The sequence below is a fragment of the Bacillus sp. HMF5848 genome (assembly GCF_003944835.1).
In the GTDB taxonomy this organism is placed as follows: domain Bacteria; phylum Bacillota; class Bacilli; order Bacillales; family HMF5848; genus HMF5848.
This window is the reverse complement of sequence record NZ_RWIV01000001.1, coordinates 2,790,590-2,814,675: the sequence shown is the minus strand read 5'-3', so window position 1 is coordinate 2,814,675 and position 24,086 is coordinate 2,790,590. Positions and strand designations below refer to the sequence as shown.

At 37.7% G+C, this 24,086-nt stretch carries 27 protein-coding genes; all 27 read left to right on the top strand.

Annotated elements, in window-relative coordinates:
* The first annotated feature begins 108 nt into the window (after positions 1-108).
* On the top strand, positions 109-564 hold the full coding sequence (aroQ, locus tag EJF36_RS13495) for a type II 3-dehydroquinate dehydratase (protein WP_125906820.1): 456 nt from the start codon (positions 109-111) through the stop codon (positions 562-564).
* Positions 548-1,612, top strand: a complete 1,065-nt coding sequence (locus EJF36_RS13490) for a M24 family metallopeptidase (RefSeq protein ID WP_125906819.1) — start codon at positions 548-550, stop codon at positions 1,610-1,612. Before aroQ ends, EJF36_RS13490 begins: the two co-directional genes overlap by 17 nt.
* 21 nt (positions 1,613-1,633) lie before the next feature.
* On the top strand, positions 1,634-2,191 hold the full coding sequence (efp, locus tag EJF36_RS13485; protein WP_125906818.1) for an elongation factor P: 558 nt from the start codon (positions 1,634-1,636) through the stop codon (positions 2,189-2,191).
* Between the two features lie 348 nt (positions 2,192-2,539).
* Positions 2,540-2,821 carry a YqhV family protein gene (locus EJF36_RS13480; protein WP_125906817.1) on the top strand — a complete coding sequence of 94 codons (282 nt, stop codon included), beginning with the start codon at positions 2,540-2,542 and terminating at the stop codon, positions 2,819-2,821.
* A 122-nt stretch (positions 2,822-2,943) separates the two neighbouring features.
* Positions 2,944-3,867 carry a stage III sporulation protein AA gene (gene spoIIIAA, locus EJF36_RS13475; RefSeq protein WP_125906816.1) on the top strand — a complete coding sequence of 308 codons (924 nt, stop codon included), beginning with the start codon at positions 2,944-2,946 and terminating at the stop codon, positions 3,865-3,867.
* A gap of 2 nt (positions 3,868-3,869) precedes the next feature.
* The gene (spoIIIAB, locus tag EJF36_RS13470) at positions 3,870-4,382 is read left to right on the top strand and encodes a stage III sporulation protein SpoIIIAB (protein ID WP_125906815.1); all 513 of its coding nucleotides are present in this window, start codon (positions 3,870-3,872) and stop codon (positions 4,380-4,382) included.
* A 16-nt stretch (positions 4,383-4,398) separates the two neighbouring features.
* Positions 4,399-4,605, top strand: a complete 207-nt coding sequence (gene spoIIIAC, locus EJF36_RS13465; RefSeq protein ID WP_125906814.1) for a stage III sporulation protein AC — start codon at positions 4,399-4,401, stop codon at positions 4,603-4,605.
* A gap of 18 nt (positions 4,606-4,623) precedes the next feature.
* Positions 4,624-5,013 (top strand): stage III sporulation protein AD, encoded by a 390-nt coding sequence (spoIIIAD, locus tag EJF36_RS13460; RefSeq protein WP_260471994.1) that lies wholly within the window; start codon positions 4,624-4,626, stop codon positions 5,011-5,013.
* 14 nt (positions 5,014-5,027) lie between these two features.
* A complete protein-coding gene (gene spoIIIAE, locus EJF36_RS13455) occupies positions 5,028-6,197 on the top strand; it encodes a stage III sporulation protein AE (protein WP_125906812.1) in 1,170 nt (389 codons plus the stop codon).
* A 12-nt stretch (positions 6,198-6,209) separates the two neighbouring features.
* Complete coding sequence (gene spoIIIAF, locus EJF36_RS13450) at positions 6,210-6,827, top strand: stage III sporulation protein AF (protein ID WP_125906811.1); 618 nt, start codon at positions 6,210-6,212, stop codon at positions 6,825-6,827.
* Between the two features lie 4 nt (positions 6,828-6,831).
* On the top strand, positions 6,832-7,497 hold the full coding sequence (gene spoIIIAG / locus EJF36_RS13445; RefSeq protein WP_125906810.1) for a stage III sporulation protein AG: 666 nt from the start codon (positions 6,832-6,834) through the stop codon (positions 7,495-7,497).
* 1 nt (position 7,498) lies between these two features.
* Positions 7,499-8,086: a SpoIIIAH-like family protein gene (locus EJF36_RS13440; protein ID WP_185806913.1), complete on the top strand. Its 588-nt coding sequence runs from the start codon at positions 7,499-7,501 to the stop codon at positions 8,084-8,086.
* Positions 8,087-8,500: 414 nt separating this feature from the next.
* Complete coding sequence (accB, locus tag EJF36_RS13435; protein WP_125906808.1) at positions 8,501-9,019, top strand: acetyl-CoA carboxylase biotin carboxyl carrier protein; 519 nt, start codon at positions 8,501-8,503, stop codon at positions 9,017-9,019.
* 13 nt (positions 9,020-9,032) lie between these two features.
* Complete coding sequence (accC, locus tag EJF36_RS13430) at positions 9,033-10,385, top strand: acetyl-CoA carboxylase biotin carboxylase subunit (RefSeq protein WP_125906807.1); 1,353 nt, start codon at positions 9,033-9,035, stop codon at positions 10,383-10,385.
* Between the two features lie 24 nt (positions 10,386-10,409).
* Positions 10,410-10,817, top strand: coding sequence for an Asp23/Gls24 family envelope stress response protein (locus tag EJF36_RS13425; RefSeq protein WP_125906806.1), 408 nt, complete (start codon positions 10,410-10,412; stop codon positions 10,815-10,817).
* A gap of 360 nt (positions 10,818-11,177) precedes the next feature.
* The gene (gene nusB, locus EJF36_RS13420) at positions 11,178-11,570 is read left to right on the top strand and encodes a transcription antitermination factor NusB (protein WP_125906805.1); all 393 of its coding nucleotides are present in this window, start codon (positions 11,178-11,180) and stop codon (positions 11,568-11,570) included.
* A 39-nt stretch (positions 11,571-11,609) separates the two neighbouring features.
* On the top strand, positions 11,610-12,470 hold the full coding sequence (gene folD, locus EJF36_RS13415; RefSeq protein ID WP_125906804.1) for a bifunctional methylenetetrahydrofolate dehydrogenase/methenyltetrahydrofolate cyclohydrolase FolD: 861 nt from the start codon (positions 11,610-11,612) through the stop codon (positions 12,468-12,470).
* Positions 12,471-12,483: 13 nt separating this feature from the next.
* The gene (gene xseA / locus EJF36_RS13410) at positions 12,484-13,839 is read left to right on the top strand and encodes an exodeoxyribonuclease VII large subunit (RefSeq protein ID WP_125906803.1); all 1,356 of its coding nucleotides are present in this window, start codon (positions 12,484-12,486) and stop codon (positions 13,837-13,839) included.
* The gene (locus EJF36_RS13405) at positions 13,826-14,065 is read left to right on the top strand and encodes an exodeoxyribonuclease VII small subunit (protein WP_125906802.1); all 240 of its coding nucleotides are present in this window, start codon (positions 13,826-13,828) and stop codon (positions 14,063-14,065) included. The genes xseA and EJF36_RS13405 overlap by 14 nt, the downstream gene beginning before the upstream one ends.
* Positions 14,065-14,946 (top strand): polyprenyl synthetase family protein, encoded by an 882-nt coding sequence (locus tag EJF36_RS13400; RefSeq protein ID WP_125906801.1) that lies wholly within the window; start codon positions 14,065-14,067, stop codon positions 14,944-14,946. Before EJF36_RS13405 ends, EJF36_RS13400 begins: the two co-directional genes overlap by 1 nt.
* Positions 14,947-15,647: 701 nt before the next feature.
* Positions 15,648-16,235 (top strand): hypothetical protein, encoded by a 588-nt coding sequence (locus tag EJF36_RS13395; protein ID WP_125906800.1) that lies wholly within the window; start codon positions 15,648-15,650, stop codon positions 16,233-16,235.
* Positions 16,236-16,259: 24 nt separating this feature from the next.
* Positions 16,260-18,152 (top strand): 1-deoxy-D-xylulose-5-phosphate synthase, encoded by a 1,893-nt coding sequence (dxs, locus tag EJF36_RS13390; protein ID WP_125906799.1) that lies wholly within the window; start codon positions 16,260-16,262, stop codon positions 18,150-18,152.
* Between the two features lie 2 nt (positions 18,153-18,154).
* Positions 18,155-18,973, top strand: a complete 819-nt coding sequence (locus tag EJF36_RS13385; RefSeq protein WP_125906798.1) for a TlyA family RNA methyltransferase — start codon at positions 18,155-18,157, stop codon at positions 18,971-18,973.
* A gap of 288 nt (positions 18,974-19,261) precedes the next feature.
* Positions 19,262-19,711, top strand: coding sequence for a transcriptional regulator AhrC/ArgR (gene ahrC, locus EJF36_RS13380; protein WP_125906797.1), 450 nt, complete (start codon positions 19,262-19,264; stop codon positions 19,709-19,711).
* 21 nt (positions 19,712-19,732) lie between these two features.
* Positions 19,733-21,427 carry a DNA repair protein RecN gene (gene recN / locus EJF36_RS13375; RefSeq protein ID WP_125906796.1) on the top strand — a complete coding sequence of 565 codons (1,695 nt, stop codon included), beginning with the start codon at positions 19,733-19,735 and terminating at the stop codon, positions 21,425-21,427.
* 142 nt (positions 21,428-21,569) lie between these two features.
* Positions 21,570-22,862 (top strand): SpoIVB peptidase, encoded by a 1,293-nt coding sequence (gene spoIVB / locus EJF36_RS13370; protein WP_125906795.1) that lies wholly within the window; start codon positions 21,570-21,572, stop codon positions 22,860-22,862.
* Positions 22,863-23,271: 409 nt separating this feature from the next.
* Positions 23,272-24,057 carry a sporulation transcription factor Spo0A gene (gene spo0A, locus EJF36_RS13365; RefSeq protein ID WP_125906794.1) on the top strand — a complete coding sequence of 262 codons (786 nt, stop codon included), beginning with the start codon at positions 23,272-23,274 and terminating at the stop codon, positions 24,055-24,057.
* The last annotated feature ends 29 nt before the right edge of the window (positions 24,058-24,086 follow it).

The window sequence follows — 24,086 nt, the reverse complement described above, 5'->3', positions numbered from 1 at the left end:
AATAGTGATAAAGAATGATTTGTGATAGAATGTTGTAGGGAACACATCCTGCTAACGTTTTTCACAAATGAGAGCGTGTTTGTGCAGGGCAAAAGAGGAGTCTTCAAAATGAAACTGCTATTATTAAATGGGCCTAATTTGAATCGACTTGGACTTCGAGAGCCTGCCGTTTATGGACATACAACTTTAAAGCAGCTCGAAGCGAACTTAACAACATTTGCTGTTGACCACAACGTACAATTAACATGTGCACAGTCAAACCATGAAGGTGTATTAATTGATATGATTCATAACGCAGAGGATATGTACAGTGGAATCATTTTTAACCCAGGTGCATACACGCATTATAGCTACGCTTTACGTGATGCTATAGCTAGTGTCACAGTGCCTGTTATTGAAGTTCATATTTCGAACATACATGCACGTGAATCCTTTCGTCATCAATCTGTGATAGCACCTGTTGTTAAAGGGCAAATTGCTGGTTTAGGGCTATATGGGTATAAGGTGGCATTACTTGCCTTGCTAGATATTTTAAGGGGGGAGACAGATGGAAAGTCGTATTGAGAAACTCCGCGAGATGTTTGATACACATAAGATTGACGGTTTGGTTATCTCAAGTAGCATTAATAGACAATACGTAACACGTTTTACTGGTTCGGCCGGTGTGGCTGTTATTAGTAAAACGACAGCGGTTTTTATTACAGATTTTCGCTATGTAGAACAAGCAAATAAACAGATCTCTGGGTTTAGTATTATTAAGCATGAAGGACCTATCATAGAAGAAATCGCTAAAACCGTCAAAAGTATGGGCATTAAAAAGCTAGGTTTTGAGCAAGATCATATGACATACTCTACATATAACAGCTATGATAATGCAATAGATACTGAGCTTGTGCCCGTTTCAGGTCTGGTCGAAAGTTTACGACTATATAAAAATGCTGAAGAACTTTCGATTATGAAACAAGCTGCGCAGATTGCTGATGCAGCATTTGATCATATTTTAACCTACATACGTCCAGGAATAAGAGAAGTGGATGTTGCTAACGAGTTGGAATTCTTTATGCGTAAGCAAGGAGCAGTTTCATCTTCTTTTGATATTATAGTAGCTTCTGGATATCGTTCGGCATTACCTCATGGAGTCGCTAGTGATAAGGTTATTGAGAAGGGTGAGTTTGTAACTCTTGACTTCGGTGCCTATTATAAAGGATACTGCTCTGATATTACGAGAACTTTAGCTGTTGGAGAAGTTAGCGATGAGTTAAAGAAAATATATAATATCGTTCTTGAAGCGCAGCTACGTGGCATGAACGGAATTAAGCCCGGACTAACAGGTCGCGAAGCGGACGCATTAACAAGAGATTATATTACTGAGCAAGGATATGGTGAGTATTTCGGGCATTCCACAGGGCATGGCTTGGGGATGGAGGTTCACGAAGGTCCAGGACTATCTGTTCGTTCAGATATTGTGCTTAAACCTGGAATGGTTGTGACAGTAGAGCCTGGTATTTATGTTCCAAATCTTGGCGGTGTTCGGATTGAAGATGATACAGTTATAACAGAAAATGGAAACGAAACCTTAACATTTTCTACAAAAGACTTAGTTACACTATAACACTCTGGGAGGATATTAAGCATGATTTCAGTAAATGATTTTCGTACAGGTTTAACAATTGAGGTCGATGGGGGAATTTGGCAAGTTATCGATTTCCAACACGTAAAGCCGGGGAAAGGTGCAGCGTTTGTGCGTTCAAAACTTCGTAACTTACGTACTGGTGCCGTACAAGAAAAGACTTTCCGTGCAGGTGAAAAAGTTGAAAAAGCGCATATTGAAAATCGTAAAATGCAATATTTATATGCAAGTGGAGATATGCATGTCTTCATGGACAACGAATCATATGAACAGCTCGAATTAGCAGCAGCTCAAATTGAACGTGAGCTGAAATTTTTAAAAGAGAACATGGAAGTACATATTATGATGTATCAAACAGAAACATTAGGTGTGGAACTACCTAACACTGTAGAATTAAAAGTTGTTGAGACAGAGCCAGGCATTAAAGGTGATACCGCACAAGGTGGTTCTAAATCTGCTGTTCTTGAAACAGGTCTTTCCGTACAGGTACCATTATTCATTAACGAAGGTGATGTACTTATTATCAACACGTCTGAAGCTAGCTACGTTTCACGTGCATAACAAATAGCATAACTAGGCCCACACTCTTTATAGAGTGTGGGTTTTTTGTGTTTAGAATAGCGTTGGTATGTTAATTGGTATGTTAAAAGCGATGGTGAAGCTGAAGGAAGGCCTACGTAATTAATCAATAGAGTTGTGTTGATTTTTGTCAATTAAAGTCTATTTTTTAGGTGTCTGGCACCGACAAAATTATTTATTCCAAAACATGAATCTATAGTAATCCTCCAACAAACTCTACGATAGAAAAACATACTTTCGAAAGTTGACATCTTCAATAAATTAATTTTCACTTCTTAAACCCTATATGTGCGCATATGCTTGTACAAAACTTTGTTTTATGGAGGGACTATGAAAAAGTTTCTTTCTTCCTTAGATTCTACTGTCTTATCAATGGCTGGTCTTCGTTTTGTATCAGCATCAATTGAGTTTTGTGCAGCTATCTTAATTCTATTGTTTAACGATGTGAAAAAAGCAATTGTTATTAACTCTTTACTAGCTGTTGTAGGCCCGGTCATCTTAATTACATCAATGACTCTAGGTTTAATTAAACTTGCTGGTGATATCTCACTTATTAATCTACTATTTATTGCTGGCGGTGTAGGGTTAATTTTAATAGGAATATATCGATAGTTTGTCATAAATAGACGAGCTTAACCATACATTGAAAGTGATATAGAAAAGGAACCACAAAAGCAAGACTGTGTTAGAGGTGCCATATGCTGCATAAGTAATAATTATAAGGAGGCATGCAGATGCACGAACTGCTTACATTACTTCCGTCGTCTATTTCATCTAGTATTGCGGCAAAACCTCCTTCGCTGTTAGCAGAAATAGAGGAAATACGAATGAGGGTTGAACGTCCATTAGAGTTAGTAATTCATGGCGAACCTCAATATTTGTCATATATTGTTTCAAAGGAGGATGCCTCTTTATTTTTAAATAAAATTAGTCAATTCTCGATATATGCTCTCGAGGAGGAACTAAAACGAGGCTATATTACAGTGCAAGGTGGACATCGAATTGGATTAGCAGGAAAAGTTGTGACAGAGCAAGGTGTCGTTAAATTTATTCGTGATGTGACGAGCTTTAATATCCGTATAGCAAAGCAAAAAATAGGCTTAGCAGATGAATTAATTCCATACATTTATGATGAAGCTTGGTATAACACGATAATTATTGGACCACCACAAAGTGGGAAAACTACAATGTTACGAGATATAGCTCGCTATATTAGTAGTGGTAATAAGGATGCACGTATTATCGCTAAAAAGGTTGGAATTGTTGATGAACGATCTGAAATAGCTGGCTGTTTAAAAGGAATTCCTCAACATACGTTTGGGCCTCGTGTTGATGTTTTGGATGCCTGTCCAAAAGCTGAAGGGATGATGATGATGATAAGGAGCATGAGCCCGGATGTTCTTGTTGTTGACGAGATTGGCAGGATGGAAGATGCAGAAGCTATCTTAGAAGCTGTGAATGCAGGCGTATCACTTGTTATGACTGTACATGGTACATCTTATAGTGATCTGTACAGAAGACCATCTCTTCAGAAAATAATGGAGGTAGGTGTATTTACTAGGCTTGTAGAGTTATCTAGACGTCATGGTCCAGGTACTATTGAGAAAATTCTAACACCTGAGAAAGAAGACATCTACCAGAAAGCGATGGTGACATAAAGATGAAAATAATCGGCGCTATCATTATTCTGCTAGCCACAACTTGGACAGGGTTTGAGGTTTCGAAAAGTTTAAGTGAGAGGCCAAGACAGCTTAGATTATTAAAAACAGCATTACAATCGTTAGAGGCAGAAATCATGTTTAGTCACACACCGCTTCGAGATGCATCCATGCATATTGCTAGACAACTTCCACGACCGTTATCTTGGTTGTTTGACTGCTTTTCCAAACGATTAGGTGATCAGCATGTGAGTGCTAGTATCGCCTGGAATGATAGCCTGGATGATATATGGCGACATACAGCTTTAAAGGACAATGAGCGAGAAATCCTGAAACAATTCGGAGAGACGCTTGGGCAGCATGATTTATTTTCTCAACAAAAACATATCCATTTGGCAATATCACATTTAGAACGAGAAGAACAAGATGCTAAGGATAAACAGTTACGATATGAAAAGATGATGAAAAGCCTTGGTGTATTAACCGGTTTGTTATTAATCATTTTATTGATGTAGCGACAGGAGGATAAAGATGGGAATTGATGTAGACGTAATTTTTAGAATTGCAGGTATTGGTATAGTGGTAGCGTTTTTAGTTACGGTTCTTGAACAAATGGGGAAAAAGGAATATGCGCAATGGGTGACTTTATTAGGTTTTATTTATATTTTGTTTATGGTCGCAAGCATCGTCCAAGATCTTTTTCAAAAAATTAAATCGGTATTCCTGTTCCAAGGCTAGTAAAAGGAGGGGGCGGCTATCGAAATATTACAAATTGTTGGGTTCGGACTTGTTGTGACCTTTCTCGCACTGGTCCTGAAGGAACAAAAGCCTAATTTCGCCTTTCTTCTTGTTGTTTTTGCAGGAGTTGCGATTTTTTTGTTCCTCCTGGACCAGATTGTAAATATTATTCGAATGCTTGAAAGAATAGCTATAAATTCAAATGTGAATTTAATTTATGTAGAAACAATTCTAAAAATTATAGGTATTGCCTATATTGCTGAATTTGCAGTTCAAATAACGAAGGATGCAGGCCAAGGTGCCATTGCTTCTAAAATTGAATTAGGTGGAAAAATTTTAATTTTAGCAATGGCAATTCCCATATTAACAGCGATTATTGAAACGATAATTGGGCTTATACCTTCTTAACTAGGGGTGAAACAATGAAGCGAATTATTTTGATTGTCATAGGAGCTGTATTCTTCTTGTTTCTACCTGCCCCTCCTGGTCATGCAGCAGCACAACCAGATAATCTCGTTGAACAACAGTTGGACAAGCTAGGTTTACATGAGGTTGAACAATACTGGAATGAAATAGTTACGAAATATGGTGGGTTTTTGCCGGAAAGTCAGAAGGGCACTTTATATGAGTTTATTAAGGGTGAAAAGCAATTCTCATTAAAAGATTGGTTTGCTGGATTTTTAAAATTTTTAATGTATGAGCTTCTTGCTAATGGCAAGCTTCTAGGAACATTAATTTTGCTAACAGTGTTTAGTATGTTTTTGCAAAATCTACAGAATGCGTTCGAAAACAGCACGGTTAGTAAAGTAGCTTATGCCCTCGTTTATTTAGTGTTAATCATTATTGCATTAAATAGCTTTCATGTTGCCATCTCATACACAGAAACAGCTATAAAAAGTATGAGTAATTTTATTATCGCCTTGCTTCCATTGTTAATTGCTCTATTAGCAACTAGTGGAGGAGCAATCTCAGCAGCATTTTTTCATCCAATTATCATATTTATGATGAATACAAGCGGTCTTTTGATTCAATATTTTGTACTTCCTTTAATATTCCTATCCGCCTTACTTTCTATAGTAAGTACGATAAGTGAAAACTATAAAGCGACCCAGTTAGCTGATCTACTAAGAAATATTAGTATAGGAACATTAGCTACCTTTTTGACTATTTTCCTTGGTGTCATCTCCGTGCAAGGGGCTACATCAGCAGCAACGGATGGCCTAACTGTACAGACGGCAAAGTTTATTACATCTAATTTCATACCAGTGTTAGGCCGTGCGTTTACTGATGCTGCAGATACTGTTATAAGTGCTTCGGTTGTATTGAAAAATACTGTCGGGATTGCTGGAGTTGCTATTTTGCTTTTATTAGCTGCATTTCCAGCTTTAAAAGTATTCGCCTTGGCTTTCATTTATAAATTTGCCGCTGCAATCCTACAACCATTGGGGGGCGGTCCTGTTATTGCTTGCTTAAATATTATTAGTAAATCGGTCATTTATATTTTTGCTGCATTAGCGATAGTGTCTTTAATGTTCTTTTTGAGTATTACCGTTATTATCGCAGCTGGAAATATTACTATGATGATGCGGTGAGGAGGGATAAGATTGGCGTTTATTACAGATTGGATTAAAAACATAATTTTGTTTATCTTATTGGCCACTGTGATGGACATGCTTCTTCCTAAATCATCGTTCCAAAAATATGTGAAGATGGTAACAGGATTGTTATTATTGATGGTCGTTTTCCAACCAATAATGCAGTTAATAAATAGAGACTTTGATGATGTAATCACAGCGATAACTATTCCAGAGACAAAAAACGATGAAAATATAGAAAATTTAATAGAAATGAAGAAAAAAGAAATACAAGCCTCACAACATGCATATATTTTAGAACAAATGGCTGTCCAAATGGAAACGGACATACAGGAGGAGTTGGTGCAAGAATATGGGTTAAAGGTGGAAGATGTCATACTAAGCGTCGAGGAGAATGGTTCTGACTTAGATTTAACAAATCAAAATGTGAATGTTCAAGTAGTAGTATCAGAAGGTCGGCAAGAGAATGCAGTTGCAGTTGTCAAGCCTATTACCATTGATACTAATCAACCACATGAACCTATAAAAAATAAAGAAGATTATTCTCCTGTGCTTAAATTTTTAAGTATTAAATGGGGTGTAGATGAGAGCAAAATTTCCATACATGTAAAAGGGGGGGAGGATTAAACATATGAGTCAAAATAGTACATGGTGGCAGAAAATACAATCATTTATAAAAAAAGATGGCGAATCACCACCTTCACAACCAGTAACAAAGTGGCGTTATGCCATCATAATCCTTGTAGCTGGTGTTACTCTTATGATGTTTGGAAATTGGTTTGCAGGTACGAACAGGAATGATGCTGTGCCAACCTTTAATGCTACCGCACCAAATGAAGATGTGGCCACGTTTGGACAAAAGGAAGAAAGCAACCCACAAACTATTTTAGAGTACGAACGAATGTATGAGAACCAGCTAAAGGAAGCTTTAGATGAAATAGTCGGTGTAAGTGATGTGACTATCGTCGTTAATGTTGATGCAACTGAATCGAAAGTGCTAGAGAAAAATATAGTAACACAAAATCAAACAACCGATGAAACAGATCGAGAGGGTGGTAAGCGCAGAGTCGAAGATGTTTCTAGGGATGAGCAAGTTGTCGTTATTCGAAATGGAGAACAAGAAGTACCAATTATTTTAAAAACAAAAAAACCTGAAATACGAGGGGTTTTGATTGTAGCAAACGGTGCTGATAATGTACAAGTGAAAAAATGGATACTTGAAGCAGTAACGAGTGTTCTAGATGTACCGGTACACCGTGTTGCAGTTTTACCGAAAAAAGATAAGGGGGAATCTTAAAATGTTATTGAAAAAGCAAACTGTTTGGTTGTTAACTATGTTGAGCCTTGTAGCTGTTCTATCTGTATATTATATAACTTCACCTGTAGAGGATGAGCTTGCTTATACCGAACAAGATGTAGCCCAAGAGAATGAGATGCAACAAACTGAAGATATGGCAACGATAGGTGAGAGTAATGGAACTGTAGAGCAAGCAGAGGATGGATCTGTCACATCCAGTTTGGCAACAAACGACTTCTTCATGACAGCACGTATGCAATATGAGGACTCTAGAAGTCGTATACAAGAGAATTTAACTTCAATTATGGCATCAACAAATTTACCAACAGACAAGATTAATGAGGCGAGCGAAAAATTACAAGATCTAACTTATATTATGGAAAAAGAAAAAATCATCGAAACATTAATAAAAAGCGAATTAGGTTTTTCTGAAGCGTTAGTGTACGCTGAAGATAATCATGTAAAGGTAACTGTCCAGTCCGAACAGTTATCAGCAAAAGAAGCAAATGATATTATGCACATGGTTCGTCAAGAAATAAAAGGAATTAATGATGTGTATGTAAGTTTCTTGCCACCAGTAAGCGAATAATTTTATAGAAAGTTAGATTAGTAGCACACTGAGGAGGTGTGCTACTTTCGTGTGCTAAGGATGGGTAGTAAGAGATCATTTGATGACTTATAATATAATAAGGTACTAGAACTAGATACTATTTTTGCTGTTCATTAATACTATCTGTATGGTATAATGATATTCGTCACGTTCGTACATAAATATTGATGCAATTTAACAAAAGGTTATCCTTAAATAAATGATTTAAATGATGGTATGAGCTCGAGAATTGAAAATGCTTTAAGAAAGACTCATTATACTTCGACCTTTTTTCTGTTAATATTTAGAATTTTTAATGAACGTATTCATAATAGTATTGAATGGTGTATACGACTGTCGTATCATGGTAACGTAGTATACTTTTTCCAAAAAATCGGATAAGGGGTGTGACTCATGTTAAAGATCCAGGAAATTCGAGAGTTGATTCGGTTAGTTGATCAGTCAAACATTGAAGAATTTGTTTTTGAGAGTGATGGAACGAAGGTGAAAATGAAAAAGCCAGGAACCGGTGTTTCTGTGCAAGCTGTGCCATCTGTAACAGTCGCAGAGCCGGTAGCGCAAAGTGTATCTGCACCAGTTCAACCAGCTCCGCAAGCGGAAGCGCCAAAACCACCGGTTAAGGAAGAAGTGAAGGAAACGGGAAAAGAGGAAACAGTCGCGGAGGCTGACAACTTACATAAAATTACGTCGCCAATGGTAGGGACGTTCTATTCATCACCAAACCCTGATGCACCAGTCTATGTGAAACCAGGTGATAAGATTACAAATGATACAGTAGTGTGTATTGTTGAGGCTATGAAGTTATTTAATGAAATTGAAGCTGAAGTAGCAGGTGAAGTTGTAGAGGTGCTTGTGAAAAACGGCCAATTAGTTGAATATGGCCAACCGCTCTTTTTAGTGAAACCTGAATAAGGGGTGAGGAAGAATGTTACGAAAAGTGCTCATCGCAAATCGTGGGGAAATAGCAGTACGAATTATTCGTGCTTGTAAAGAGCTTGGCATTGAAACGGTCGCTGTTTTTTCAGAAGCAGATCGTGATGCACTACACGTCCAGCTAGCAGATGAGGCGTATTGCATTGGGCCAACAGCCTCAAAAGATAGCTATTTGAATTTTACAAATATCGTAAGTGTAGCAACATTAACCGGTAGTGACGGAATACATCCCGGCTATGGGTTTTTAGCTGAGAATGCTAATTTTGCTGAGCTATGCCGCGAATGTAATATTACGTTTATCGGTCCTTCGCCTGAAGCGATCAAAGCAATGGGAACAAAAGACGTTGCGAGAGAAACAATGCGTGAAGCTGGTGTGCCTATTGTGCCAGGTTCAAAAGGTATTATTAAAGATACAGAAGATGCCATTGAATTAGCAAACAAGATTGGCTACCCAGTTATAATTAAAGCTACTGCAGGTGGCGGTGGAAAAGGAATTCGCGTCGCCAAGAACGAGCAGGAGCTGATAAAAGGTATAAATGTGACACAGCAGGAAGCTGCGACGGCGTTTGGCAACCCTGGTGTTTATATTGAAAAATTCATCGAAGATTTCCGTCACGTTGAAATTCAAATACTTGCAGATTCCTTTGGACATGCTGTACATTTAGGTGAACGCGATTGTACTATACAAAGACGAATGCAAAAGCTTCTTGAGGAAACACCTTCGCCAGCTATTACAGAAGACCTTCGTCAACAGATGGGTGACGCGGCAGTTAAGGCTGCGTTAGCTGTAAATTATACTGGTGCTGGGACAGTTGAATTCATTTTCGATTATCGTGAGAAAAAGTTTTACTTTATGGAAATGAATACACGCATACAAGTTGAGCATCCTGTTACAGAGATGGTATCAGGTGTCGATTTAATTAGAGAAATGCTTTTAATTGCATCAGGTAAACCATTAGCAATGAAGCAAGAAGATATTACGTTTAACGGTTGGGCGATTGAATGTCGGATTAATGCAGAAAACCCTGAAAAGAATTTTATGCCGTCACCAGGTAGAATCAACATGTACTTACCACCAGGTGGCTATGGGGTACGCGTTGACTCAGCCTGTTATCCTGGCTATATGATTCCGCCATTTTACGATTCTATGGTTGCAAAATTAATTGTGCATGCACCTACACGTGAAGAAGCAATCGCTCGTATGAAACGTGCATTAAGTGAATTTGTTATAGAAGGTGTTTACACAACTATACCTTTCCATATAAAATTAATGGACCATGAGAAATTTATTGGTGGCGAATTTAATACAAAATTTTTAGAAATGTACGACATCATGAAGTCATAGACTATAATAAGGAGGTGCATTAGCTTGACGGAAAATAATTTGCTAGATATGAATCCAGGGGAGACTGGCTTAGGAAAAGTTGAGATTGCTCCTGAAGTAATTGAAGTTATTGCTGGTATTGCTGCGTCTGAAGTTGAAGGAGTAGCGCAAATGCGCGGTAACTTTGCTGCAGGTGTTGTTGAGCGATTAGGAAAAAAGAATCATGGTAAAGGTATTAAAGTAGAGCTTGCCGAGGAAGGAATAGTGTTAGACGTATATTGTTCAATGACGTTTGGTGTATCTATTCCAACTGTTGCGAAAAAAGTTCAAGACAATATTCGTGAAGCATTAGTTAATATGACAGCTTTAGATGTAAAAGAAGTAAATGTTCACGTTGTGGGAATTCAGTTTGAAAACCAAAAACAAGAAGTGGATATTGAAGAAGAAATGTAATGTGATCGAAAAGAACTACCTCTTTGGGGTAGTTTTTTTCTATTTAGCAAGAGACTAAAGCAAACATTGCAAGTTGAAGTGTTAGTATAGTGTATTCGCTGATCTTTCTTAGAAATATATCTTTAGAAAGCATATTCTATTGTTAAATCTTTCTCAAAACGAAATATTAGCGTATGCATAAAAAACGAAACAGTAAATCGTTAAAGTGATATATCACGTCCGTTTTTTTAAAAATAATGAATAAGCTAAGATTATTTGCTGAGATTATATACACAGATGATGAATGCGTGATAATGTGATATGATGAACGTTAATAATATACATAATACAAATTTCGATATAGGAAGGATTCGATACAACATGAATCGCCATCAGGCAAGGGAAAAAGCATTACAAGCATTGTTCCAAATAGATATGACAAAAACTTCAGCTGAAGAGGCTATTGAAGCAGTGTTAGAGGACAAGTCCCCACACTCGTTGTTAGTGGAGTTAGTAAATGGGGTTGTTCAGCAACAAGAAGCCATTGATGAATTCATTACGAAGCATCTTGAAAATTGGTCTTTATCTAGATTAGCAAGAATTGACCGCAACATACTTAGAATTGCTGCTTATGAAATGAGGTTTCTAGATGACATACCCGTCAATGTTAGTATTGATGAAGCAATCGAATTGGCAAAAACCTTCGGAGATGACCAGTCAAGTAGATTTGTTAATGGTGTTTTATCAAAGCTAAAGTCCGGACTAGAGAAATAAAAGAGCAAGCACATATACATAATTGAGAGGAGACTTTACATGGCAGAGATAGTAAGTGGAAAACAAGTGGCAGCAGCTTACCGAGAAGAGTTGAAGGCTAAAGTTTTGACCTTGAAAGATGAAGGAATTAAGCCAGCACTTACTGTGATTTTAATTGGAGATAATCCTGCATCGCATTCTTATGTAAAAGGTAAACAAAAAGCTTGTCAAGAAGTAGGTATTGTGTCTAACCTGATAGTTAAGTCTGATTCAATTACAGAAGAAGAGTTATTACAATTAATTGATGAACAAAATAACGATGAGTCTGTTCACGGGATTTTAGTACAACTACCTTTGCCAAAGCACATAAATGAATTAAAAGTTATCGAGAGGATTTCGCCATATAAAGATGTGGATGGATTTCATCCTATTTCTGTGGGAAGACTTCTAACAGGACAAGATACGTTTGTTCCTTGTACACCTCAAGGTATTTTAGAGCTAGTCAAAAGACAAAGCTTTGAAATATCAGGAAAACATGTCGTTGTAATCGGAAGAAGTAATATTGTTGGGAAGCCAGTAAGTCAATTATTCTTACAACAACATGCTACTGTCACTATATGTCACTCACGAACAAAAAATTTAAAAGAGATAACATTACAAGCAGATATTTTAATAGCAGCTGTAGGAAAAGCTCATATGATTGATGGTAGCTACATTAAGCAAGGAGCTTTCGTTATTGATGTAGGAGTAAATCGTTTAAATAATGGTTCTTTAACGGGTGATATCGATTTTGATAGTGCGGTAGAAAAAGCCTCTTATATTACTCCGGTACCTGGTGGAGTTGGGCCTATGACAATTACGATGCTCCTAGCTAATACGGTAAAAGCCGCAGAGACATTACATACAGAAAAAATATCATAAGAGGAGTCTTAATATGACTGAAAGAAGATATGTAACAGTTACGGCCCTCACAAAATATATTAAGCGAAAATTTGATGTGGACAAGCATCTTCGTGATATATGGCTTAAGGGCGAACTGTCTAATGTGAAGCTTCACAGTCGCGGTCATTTATATTTCACTCTTAAAGATGAGCAAGCACGTATTCAAGCTGTCATGTTTTCCACACATAATAAGGGTTTAGCGTTTAAGCCAGAAGAAGGTATGAAAGTTCTTGTGCGTGGGGAAATATCTTTATATGAACCAAGCGGAACGTATCAAGTGTATGCTAAAGAAATGCAGGCGGATGGGATCGGAAATTTATATTTAGCTTATGAGGAACTCAAGAAGCGATTAGAACTAGAAGGACTATTTTCACAAGCACATAAACAGCCCATCCCTAAGTTCCCACGAACAATTGGAGTTATTACGTCACAAACCGGGGCGGCTATCCGTGATATAGTGACGACAATTAAAAGACGTTATCCCATTGCTAAAATTATTTTGATTCCAGCGATTGTACAAGGTGAATATGCGCCTTCATCTATTGTGAATGCCATATCACAAGGAAATAAGCTTGGTACACTTGATGTTATGATTGTTGGACGAGGTGGCGGTTCTATAGAGGAGCTATGGGCGTTTAATGAAGAAGTGGTTGCAAGAGAGATATACAAATCGAAAGTTCCTATTATATCAGCAGTAGGTCACGAAACAGATTACACTATTGCCGATTTTGTAGCAGATCTTCGTGCACCAACGCCGACTGGTGCAGCGGAACTCGCTGTGCCTCATATTGCGGATCTCCAGGAACGTCTTCTTCAGAGAAAAACAAGGTTACTTCGTTCTATGCGAGAGCAGATGCATACGTATGAACATCAATTAGCAAAGCTACAACGATCATATGCGTTTCGTTATCCAGAGCAGCTGTTAAGACAGAAAGAAGAACAACTGGATAGAATGATGGAGCAATTTGATAAAAGTCAGACGAGATTACTACAACAAAAACAAGAAAAACTGCAACAAATATTCAAGACTCTTAACAGATACCATCCACATGCTCAATATGAAAATGCAACACAAGCTCATCAATCATTGGAAAAAACACTAATTAAAGAAATGACCACGATTTTGAAAGGTGCAAATACAGCTTTCGCCAATCAGTTAGGCAAATTAAATGCTGTTAGCCCGCTCGCTGTTATGGAGCGGGGATATAGTGTTGTTTATAACGAGAAGGAACAGCTTATTAAAAGTGTAAACCAAGTAAAAGAACATGATATGATATCTGTACAAGTAGCTGATGGTTCTATAGCTTGTCAAGTTAAAGGAGTGGACAGAAAAAATGTCAGTAAGTGAGGAGAAACAGGTTACCTTTGAAGAAGCGATGGTGAACCTTGAACAAATTGTCGATCGATTAGAACAGGGCGATGTACCTTTGGAAGAAGCAATCATATTTTTTAAAGAGGGCATGAAGCTTTCAAAAATATGTCATGAAAAACTTCAAGCTGTTGAAAAAGAAATGGATGAAATTCTTCGTGAGGATGGAAGTGTTGATCCATTACAAGTGCAGGAGGATCAATAATGCCTGAGCCTTCAATGCTTATGCAAGAATGGAAACAGCAATTTGAACTCCAATTATTGCAGCATATTCAAACGTTGCAGGTACCTGCGACACTTTCAGAAGCCATGTCGTATTCTTTAGAAGCAGGTGGCAAACGAATAAGGCCATTACTTACATTCGCAACATTACATGCTTTCCAAAAGCCAATTGAATGGGGGATGGAGGTAGCAAGTGCGATAGAAATTATTCATACTTATTCGCTTATTCATGATGATTTACCGTGTATGGATGACGATGATTTAAGGCGAGGGAAGCCTACAAATCACAAAGTATTTGGAGAAGCAATGGCGGTTTTAGCTGGGGATGGTTTGCTAACATATAGCTTTCAATTAATAGCACAAGCAACTCATCTTTCAGCTGAAAAACGTGTTGCTCTTATTGCAAGACTTGCACAAGCTGCAGGCCCAGAGGGAATGGTAGGAGGTCAGGCAGCTGACATGCAAGGAGAAGGAAAATCTTTACCGCTTGAGCAGCTTGAATATATTCATACCCACAAAACTGGTTCGTTACTAGCATACAGCGTGTATGCTGGAGCGGTGATAGCGAATGCGACTGAAGAGCAGATTGCATGGTTAGATAAATATAGTTATCATGTAGGCTTAGCTTTTCAAATTCGTGATGACATTCTTGACATCGAAGGAAACGAAGTACAGTTAGGAAAACGAGTCGGTAGCGATGTTGCGAACGAAAAAAGCACATATCCTGCGTTGTTAACGCTTAAAGGGGCGTATGATAAGCTTCATTCACATATCAATGAAGCTAAGCATTGTCTTACAAAAGCAAAAATTAACAGCGTTGTTTTGCAGCACTTATGTGATATGATTGCAAGTCGAAAGCAATAAAGCTTTTCAATATATTGTTAAATTGAGAGAAACTATCAATTGTGATATAATTATATAGGATGGTGCAGTATTCTAGTCAATCACCTAAACTTGAAGGCGGGCCTAAAAATCCGCTAAAGGGCACATCGATGAAGTCCCTTGTGTTGGCTTGAAGCGCCCAGCTTTGGGTTGATGCTGGGGGTTAAGGTCGTAGGGCGATCCACAATGGCATGTGGGCGTGGACCCTACTTCCGTGGAGGCCCATTTTCGTATGGAGTAAATTTCTTATGAGATGGGGTATGAACCTGTTACACGGACTCCCGTGAACAGCGTAGCCTGCCTTGAGTGGAACTTGAGGGGATTATGGTTGAGAGCATACATCAGGTGGCCATTGATATATGTTTCAATTATGCCGTATGAAATCAACTCTGCAAAAGAGGCTAAGGTTTAGTGTAAGATTGCTGAGGAAAACTCCTAGACTGTTTTTTTTGTAAAGACATATATTGGGGATTATAGTGCGGACTAAGTGGTAATCCAGTCTAGCTGATGGTGACACAGCTAAGGTGTGTTTAAAGGGGAACCGCCGTTGCGGCAACGCGCGGTACATACTTGGGAAAACCTACTGGACCTAAGCCGCAGTTTTTACTCAATATATGACCATCCGCTACATAGTAGCGTGACGGAACAAAAAACTATGATAAAGTGAGTTAGCATATACTACCATGAGTGAATTTATTAGAAAATCTCTTAAATGGAGCGTAGGAATTGCCGTTACCACATTTGTGTTAGCGGCTATTTTTTCAATTATTTCAACGATTTCTCTCCGAGGTGTTGCCTGGGGTATCGGGATGATAATTGTATTAATAATTGTATTAATAGGAATTGTGTTTGACATGTTAGGAATAGCGGCAACAGCAGCAAATGAGGTGCCTTTTCATGCTATGGCATCTAAAAAAGTAGATGGTGCAAGGCAAGCGATTAATATTGTTAGAAACGCAGACCGATTTGCAAGCTTTTGTAATGATGTAATTGGTGATATTTCAGGCATAATAAGTGGTACAGCTGCAGCGTTCGTAATAGTTCAATTAATGACTGAATTACAATTACCAGGGGAATCTACGATACAGTTTGTAGCATCCGTGCTGTTTACGAGTGTAATAGCCGCTTTAACGGTCGGTGGGAAGGCTCTGGGTAAGTCATTAGCTCTTGAGTATTCCACAAACATCATATTCTTCGTCGGAAAAACCTTTTATTTGCTTGAAAGCAATTATAACATTACAATTATGAAAGAAAAAAAGGTGAAAAAATAGACAATACGAAAGCGAGTGAGTCGCATGGACGTTACAACAATATCAGACCCTTCGTTTTTGAAGAATTTATCAAATGCTGAATTAGAAGAATTAAGTGCAGATATTCGTCATTTTCTAATTGAAAAATTATCAGTAACTGGTGGTCATATTGGACCGAACTTAGGGGTAACAGAGCTGACCATTGCTCTTCATAAGGTATTTGATAGTCCTAAGGACAAATTTCTTTGGGATGTTGGTCATCAATCGTATGTTCATAAAATCTTAACAGGCCGTGCAGATAAGTTTGATACTATACGTCAATATAAAGGTCTTTGTGGGTTTCCGAAGATGGTTGAAAGTGAGCATGATGTGTGGGAAACAGGTCATAGTTCAACGTCGCTATCTGCTGCAATGGGCATGGTCGTTGCAAGAGACTTGAAGAAAACGGGTGAATATATCATTCCAATAATTGGCGATGGAGCTCTAACAGGTGGCATGGCGTTAGAAGCTTTAAACCATATCGGACACGAACAAAAAGATATGATTATCATTTTAAATGACAATGAAATGTCGATAGCACCGAATGTTGGTGCGCTTCATAACGTATTAGGTCGCCTACGTTCAGCGGGAAAATATAACAGAGCGAAAGATGAGCTAGAAATGCTGCTGAAGAAAATTCCTGCAGTTGGTGGGAGATTAGCATCAACGGCGGAGAGAGTAAAGGATAGTCTTAAATACTTACTGGTTTCTGGTATTTTTTTCGAAGAGCTTGGTTTTACGTATTTTGGTCCTGTAGACGGTCATTCATATGATTCTCTATTTGAGAACTTACAATATGCTAAAAAGACAAAAGGACCTGTTTTAGTTCATGTGATTACTAAAAAAGGAAAAGGGTATCATCCGGCTGAAAATGACAAGATTGGTACATGGCATGGCACCGGACCTTATAAAATTGATACAGGGGATTTTGTGAAATCCAAAAGTGCAGCACCTTCTTGGAGTGGCTTAGTTAGTAACACTGTACGCAGAATGGCGAAAGATGATGAGAGAATTGTTGCAATAACGCCAGCAATGCCAGTTGGGTCTAAGCTTGAGCAGTTTGCAAAAGAATTTCCAGAGAGAATGTATGATGTAGGTATTGCGGAACAACATGCTGTTACAATGGCAGCAGGCCTTGCAACACAGGGGATGAAACCATTTTTAGCAATCTACTCAACCTTTTTGCAACGTGCATACGACCAAGTCGTACATGATGTTTGTCGACAAAATTTAAATGTATTTTTCGGCATTGACCGAGCAGGTCTTGTCGGCGCAGATGGCGAAACACATCAAGGTGTGTTTGACATAGCTTTTTTACGTCATCTTCCTAACTTAGTGTTAATGATGCCTAAGGATGAAAACGAAGGGCAACATATGGTGTATACAGCTCTGAATTATAATGATGGGCCAATTGCTGTTCGATATCCGCGTGGCAATGGACTTGGTGTTCCTATGGATGAACAGTTAAAGGAAATTCCTATTGGGACCTGGGAAGTACTTCGTGATGGTACAGACGTATGTGTTTTGACTTTTGGGACAACTATAAAAATGGCTATGCAAGCAGCTGAAAAGCTTGCTCGTGAAGATATTTCTTGTAAAGTAGTGAATGCTAGGTTCATTAAACCTTTAGATACAGCTATGCTGCACGAGATATTAAGTAATAATATGCCAATTATCACAATTGAAGAAGCTGTTCTTCAAGGTGGTTTTGGCAGTGCTGTTTTAGAATATGCACACGGAGAGGGCTTCCATAACAGTACAATTGAACGTATGGGTATTCCAGATGTTTTCATTGAACATGGCTCTGTTAATGAATTGTTAGAGGAAATAGGTTTAACGACTGAGAATGTAGTGTTAAATGCAATCAAGCTGACACCAAGAAAACAAAAGAGGGCATAAAGTTGAAGAGTAAAAAAGAACGTGTAGATGTTTTATTAGTGGAACGTGGTTTAATAGAAACACGTGAGAAAGCAAAAAGAGCAATAATGGCAGGTATTGTCTACTCTAATGAAACAAGACTAGATAAGCCTGGGGAAAAAATAGATGATTCGGCTCCTTTAATTATTAAAGGAGCTGTCATGCCTTACGTTAGTCGTGGAGGTTTAAAACTTGAAAAAGCATTACAAGCATTCGACGTATCCGTTCAAGATAAAATAATGATTGATATCGGGTCTTCAACAGGCGGATTTACTGACTGTGCTTTGCAAAATGGAGCTAAACTTTGTTATGCAATCGATGTCGGCTACAATCAACTTGCGTGGAAAATTCGCCAAGACGAACGTGTTGTAGTTATGGAACGAACAAACTTTCGTTATGTTACAGCTAGTGACTTGCAAGAAGGTTTGCCGGAATTTGCCACCATCGATGTTTCCTTTATCTCACTTAAGCTAATATTACCTGTTTTAAAAACGTTACTAGTTAACAATAGCGATGTTATTGCACTCGTAAAGCCTCAGTTTGAAGCAGGGAGAGACTTAGTTGGAAAAAAAGGTGTGGTGCGTGATCCGAACGTTCATGAAGCAGTACTTGAGGAAATAGTTGCTTTTACTATTGCGCAGGGGTACAAACCTGTGAATATTTCCTTTTCTCCAATAACAGGCGGAGAAGGGAATATTGAATTTCTCCTACACTTACAATGGAGCTATGACATGGAAATGAATGATACTCCATCATTCATCATTAAAGATATTGTTAAAAAAGCCCATGACTCGTTAGGATAACAGGAAAGAGCAACATATACAACACTTTAATATCATATATCACACAGTTGTTTTGATTAAGAACTATATATTTATCTATCCGATAAAAAGGAATGGCCATTAGGCATTCCTTTTTTTGGCCTTTAAATAATGCATATAACAATAATGGTGTTTATAATATAATTCATGGTGAATGTTGGCGAAAAAAGTAAGTTTTTTAAAGCATTTTCTCAAAAATAATGACAAGCTGGTGATTATCGTATAACATAAATGGTATAAAAATACAGGGTTTAGACGAGGTGCGCGTACATGAATAAAGGACAACGTCATATTAAGATTAAAGAAATGATTCACAATAATGATATTGAAACACAAGATGAATTAGTCGATCTACTAAAGGAAGCGGGCTTTAATGTTACACAAGCCACTGTATCTCGTGATATTAAAGAACTACATTTAGTTAAGGTACCTACGATGGATGGGCGCTATAAATACAGCTTGCCGTCAGACCAAAAGTTTAATCCTTTGCAAAAGCTAAAGCGAGCTTTAATGGATGCTTTTATAAGAATTGATAGTGCAGGTCACTTGCTTGTAATGAAGACCTTACCTGGTAATGCAAATGCAATAGGAGCTTTAATAGATAGTCTTGACTGGGATGAGATATTAGGAACAATATGTGGTGACGATACAATCCTAATTATTTGTCGTGAACAAAAACAAACAGACATGATTTCAAAGCGGTTTTTAGATATGATTTAAACCAAGTAGGACGTGATATATATGCTCTTAGAATTATCAATAAAAAACTTTGCTATAATTGAGTCTTTGACCGTATCTTTTGAAACAGGCATGACAGTTTTAACGGGAGAAACAGGCGCAGGGAAATCAATCATAATTGATGCGATATTTTTATTAACAGGCGGTCGTGGATCCATTGAATTTGTTAGACATGGCGAAAAAAGAGCTGAAATTGAAGGTTTGTTATCACTAGAGGATGATGATCATCCTTGCTATAACATCGCACAACAAATGGGCATTGATATTACAGATGGAATGATTATTTTGCGTCGTGAAATATTGGCGAGTGGTAAAAGTGTGTGTCGTATAAATGGTAAACTCGTAACGATTGCTATTCTTCGTGAGATAGGACGTACTTTAGTTGATATACACGGTCAGCATGAGCATCAAGAGCTACTGCATTCTGATTTACATTTATCTTTACTAGACGAGTTTGGTGGAGAAGAAGTAAAAGCAGCGATTCATGAATACGGACAATTATACAAATCCTATAAAGAATTAAGTAAAAAAGTAGAGGACTTATCTACAAATGAACAACAAATGGCGCAACGGCTCGATTTGCTAAAGTTCCAATTACATGAAATTCAAAACGCTAATTTACAACCAGGTGAGGATGAGAGCTTAGCTCAAGAGAAGCGTGAAATAAGCAACTTTGAAAAGCTTCATCATGGACTAGAAGCTGCCGTTATGTCTCTTAAAGGAGAACAAAAAGGGCTTGACTGGTTAGGATTAGCGTTAACGCATGTTGAGGGACTTACTACACTTAGAGATGATTTAAAAGGTGTATACGACTCCTTGGCTTCTAATTTTTATATTATTGAGGATATGGCACATGAGTTACAAGGCGCTCTTGATTCCCTTGAGTATGACCAAGGTCGTCTTAACTTTATAGAAGGACGATTACATGAGATATCACGATTAAAAAAGAAATATGGTGTATCTGTTAACGATATAATCGAATACGGCGCTGAGATTGAAGAGGAAATAGAGAAAATTGATAACAAGGATAGTATTCTAACGAGTTATGCGAAACAACTAGACGGCATTAAAGAGGATGTGCTCGTAGAGGCAGAAAATCTTTCAGCTATTCGAAAAAAATATGCAGATAAATTAACAACTGTTATTATGCAAGAGTTAAAAGAGCTTTATATGGAAAAAACAAAATTCACTATAGAGTTTGAATCGTTAGGTGTAAATTTTCAAAAAAACGGCATAGATGGTGTCGAATTTTATATTTCGACAAACCCGGGAGAGCCGCCTAAGCAGTTAACTAAAATTGCTTCTGGAGGAGAGTTATCACGAATTATGCTGGCGATGAAAAGCATTTTCTCTCGTCATCAAGGAGTTACGTCCATTATTTTTGATGAGGTTGATACTGGTGTTAGTGGCCGCGTAGCTCAAGCGATAGCTGAGAAAATGTTTCGTTTATCCATTGGGTCACAAGTGTTGTGTATATCTCATTTACCACAAGTTGCAGCTATGGCTGATACTCATTTGTACATAACTAAAAGTGAGCGTAATGGTCGCACGATTACAGATGTCAGCATTTTATCAGAAGATGAGAAAGTAAAGGAAATTGCCCGGATGATTTCTGGAGTTGAGATAACGGATTTAACAATGCAGCATGCACGTGAATTATTAGAAATGGCTGACTCAATGAAGCAAATAAATGTATAATTTCAAAAGTTATCCTATACGGATAGCTTTTTTTATGTATTTTACAGTTATAAAAGGACTGACTTCAAGGTAACAATAAAGGTGTAGCCATTCGATATAAAAAAGAGTGGTGTGGGATAGGAGCGAGGAGAGTGAAAGGAATTTGACGTTAGATAAAATACGAAAAATAATGGGTGCAATTCTCCTTGTTTCACTTATAGGATTAGGCTTTGTTCAACCGCTACAGGATTATATAAATATTCCAACATCTGTAACCGTTTTTGAAGGGGAGCAACATCAACTTTCAAAGGCATTTCCGACAAGCTTAGCAGTCACAACAATAAACAATGATGTTATAGAAACTGACAATTCTACATTATCATTTCGTGCAGAACAGTCGGGACGTAGTAAAATGCTTTTACAAATGGCAGGTGTTCCAGTAAAGCAGGTTGATGTTAGAGTTCTACCTGATTTTAAAGTTATTCCCGGTGGACAATCAATCGGTGTTAAATTAAACTCTGTTGGTGTTCTTGTTGTCGGACATCACCAAATTGATACCGGTAATGGCAAGCAGTCACCAGGTGAAATAGCGGGTATACAGGTTGGAGATATTATTAAAGAGATTGACGGTACACCAATTAATACGATGAATGATATGACAACGTTCATACAAAAAGCTGGAAAAACAGGTAATACACTAAATATGATAATTTTAAGAGATGAAAAAGAAATTAAAACACAATTAACACCATTAAAAGACAAAGACGACGATGCGTATCGCATTGGTCTTTATATTCGCGATTCAGCAGCTGGAATAGGAACGATGACTTTTTATGACCCTGCTTCTAAAAAGTATGGTGCGTTAGGTCATGTAATATCTGATATGGATACTAAAAAGCCGATAACAGTTGATGATGGAGAAATTATGAGATCAACTGTCACATCAATCCATAAAGGGAGCACAGGTGAACCTGGAGAGAAAATGGCACGCTTTGCGTCTGATAATAAAGTAATTGGAACAATAACGAGAAACAGTCCGTTTGGAATATTTGGTTCTTTGCATACACCGGTTAAAAACGGTATTGCAGATAAACCTTTACCTATAGCTCTTTCGAGTCAAGTTGAAGAAGGACCGGCAAAAATACTGACGGTTGTAGAAAATGATAAAGTTGAGGAATTTGACATTGAGATTGTCACCTCTATACCACAAAAGTTCCCTGCCACTAAAGGCATGGTTATCAAAATCACGGATCCGCGCCTGTTAGATAAAACCGGGGGGATTGTTCAAGGTATGAGTGGTAGTCCTATTATTCAAAATGGTAAGCTTATCGGTGCAGTAACGCATGTATTTGTAAATGACCCAACTTCAGGCTACGGTGTTCATATTGAATGGATGCTACATGAAGCTGGAATCAATATTTATGAAGAGAACCATTCATATGAGGAAGCGAGCTAACATAGCTCGCTTTTTTTCTGTCTAAATTTGAATTAGAACAAACTAATGAATTAATTGAGAAATGATGTGATAAATAAAAGATGTTGCTGGCTGAGAACTATATGTCGATTTTATATTACGAATCGTAAAATGGGAATAACTTGTAATCATAGTGCCGCTTCTTATATAATCGAATTAACAGTAAAGAATTTTCGACATTTTATCATCTGTGAACTTTGTCAAACGACAAATTCAGTCGAAAAAGAAAGAATAATGAAGAAAACGTGAGATTTCATCTGAATTAATCGATTTTTTTAAAAAAATAGAGGAATTTATATTGCATTGTCGAATTGTTCCATTAGAATAAAAATAAGGATAATTATTAAATCGTCATTAGTTTTACATATTTTCTTAACGGGAGGACTTATTCGTGAAAAAGATCAAGGTATGTATCGTAGATGATAATCGGGAACTCGTGTCTTTGTTGCAAGAGTTTTTGTCGAGCCAGGAAGATATAGAGGTTGTTGGAGTAGCTTACAACGGGCAAGACTGCTTGAAGTTAGTGTCAGAGAAAGAGCCTGATGTCCTTGTTTTAGATATAATAATGCCACACTTAGATGGACTTGCCGTTTTAGAAAAAATGAGACAAACAAAAGAGAAGCAACCTAATGTGATTATGCTAACTGCATTTGGGCAAGAAGATGTAACAAAGAAAGCAGTTGACTTAGGTGCGTCTTATTTTGTTCTAAAGCCATTCGATATGGAAAATTTAGCGAGCCAAATTCGTCAAGTTAGTGGCATGGTGCAAAATAATAAGACGCATCAACAAACACAGCAATACAGAGCCCCTGAACAAAAAGGGAAGAATCTAGATGCAAGTATTACTAGTATCATTCATGAAATTGGTGTACCAGCACATATAAAGGGTTATTTATATTTGCGCGAGGCCATTTCTATGGTGTATAACGACATAGAGCTTTTAGGTTCCATTACTAAAGTGTTGTATCCTGATATTGCTAAGAAATATAATACAACTGCCTCGCGAGTAGAGAGAGCAATCCGTCATGCAATTGAAGTAGCGTGGAGTCGTGGTAATATTGATAGCATTTCTTCATTATTCGGCTATACAGTGAGTATGACGAAGGCAAAGCCTACAAACAGTGAGTTTATTGCGATGGTGGCTGATAAGCTTCGTTTAGAGCATAAAGCTTCTTGAGAGGGTAAGGAATAAAGATAGGTCATGAA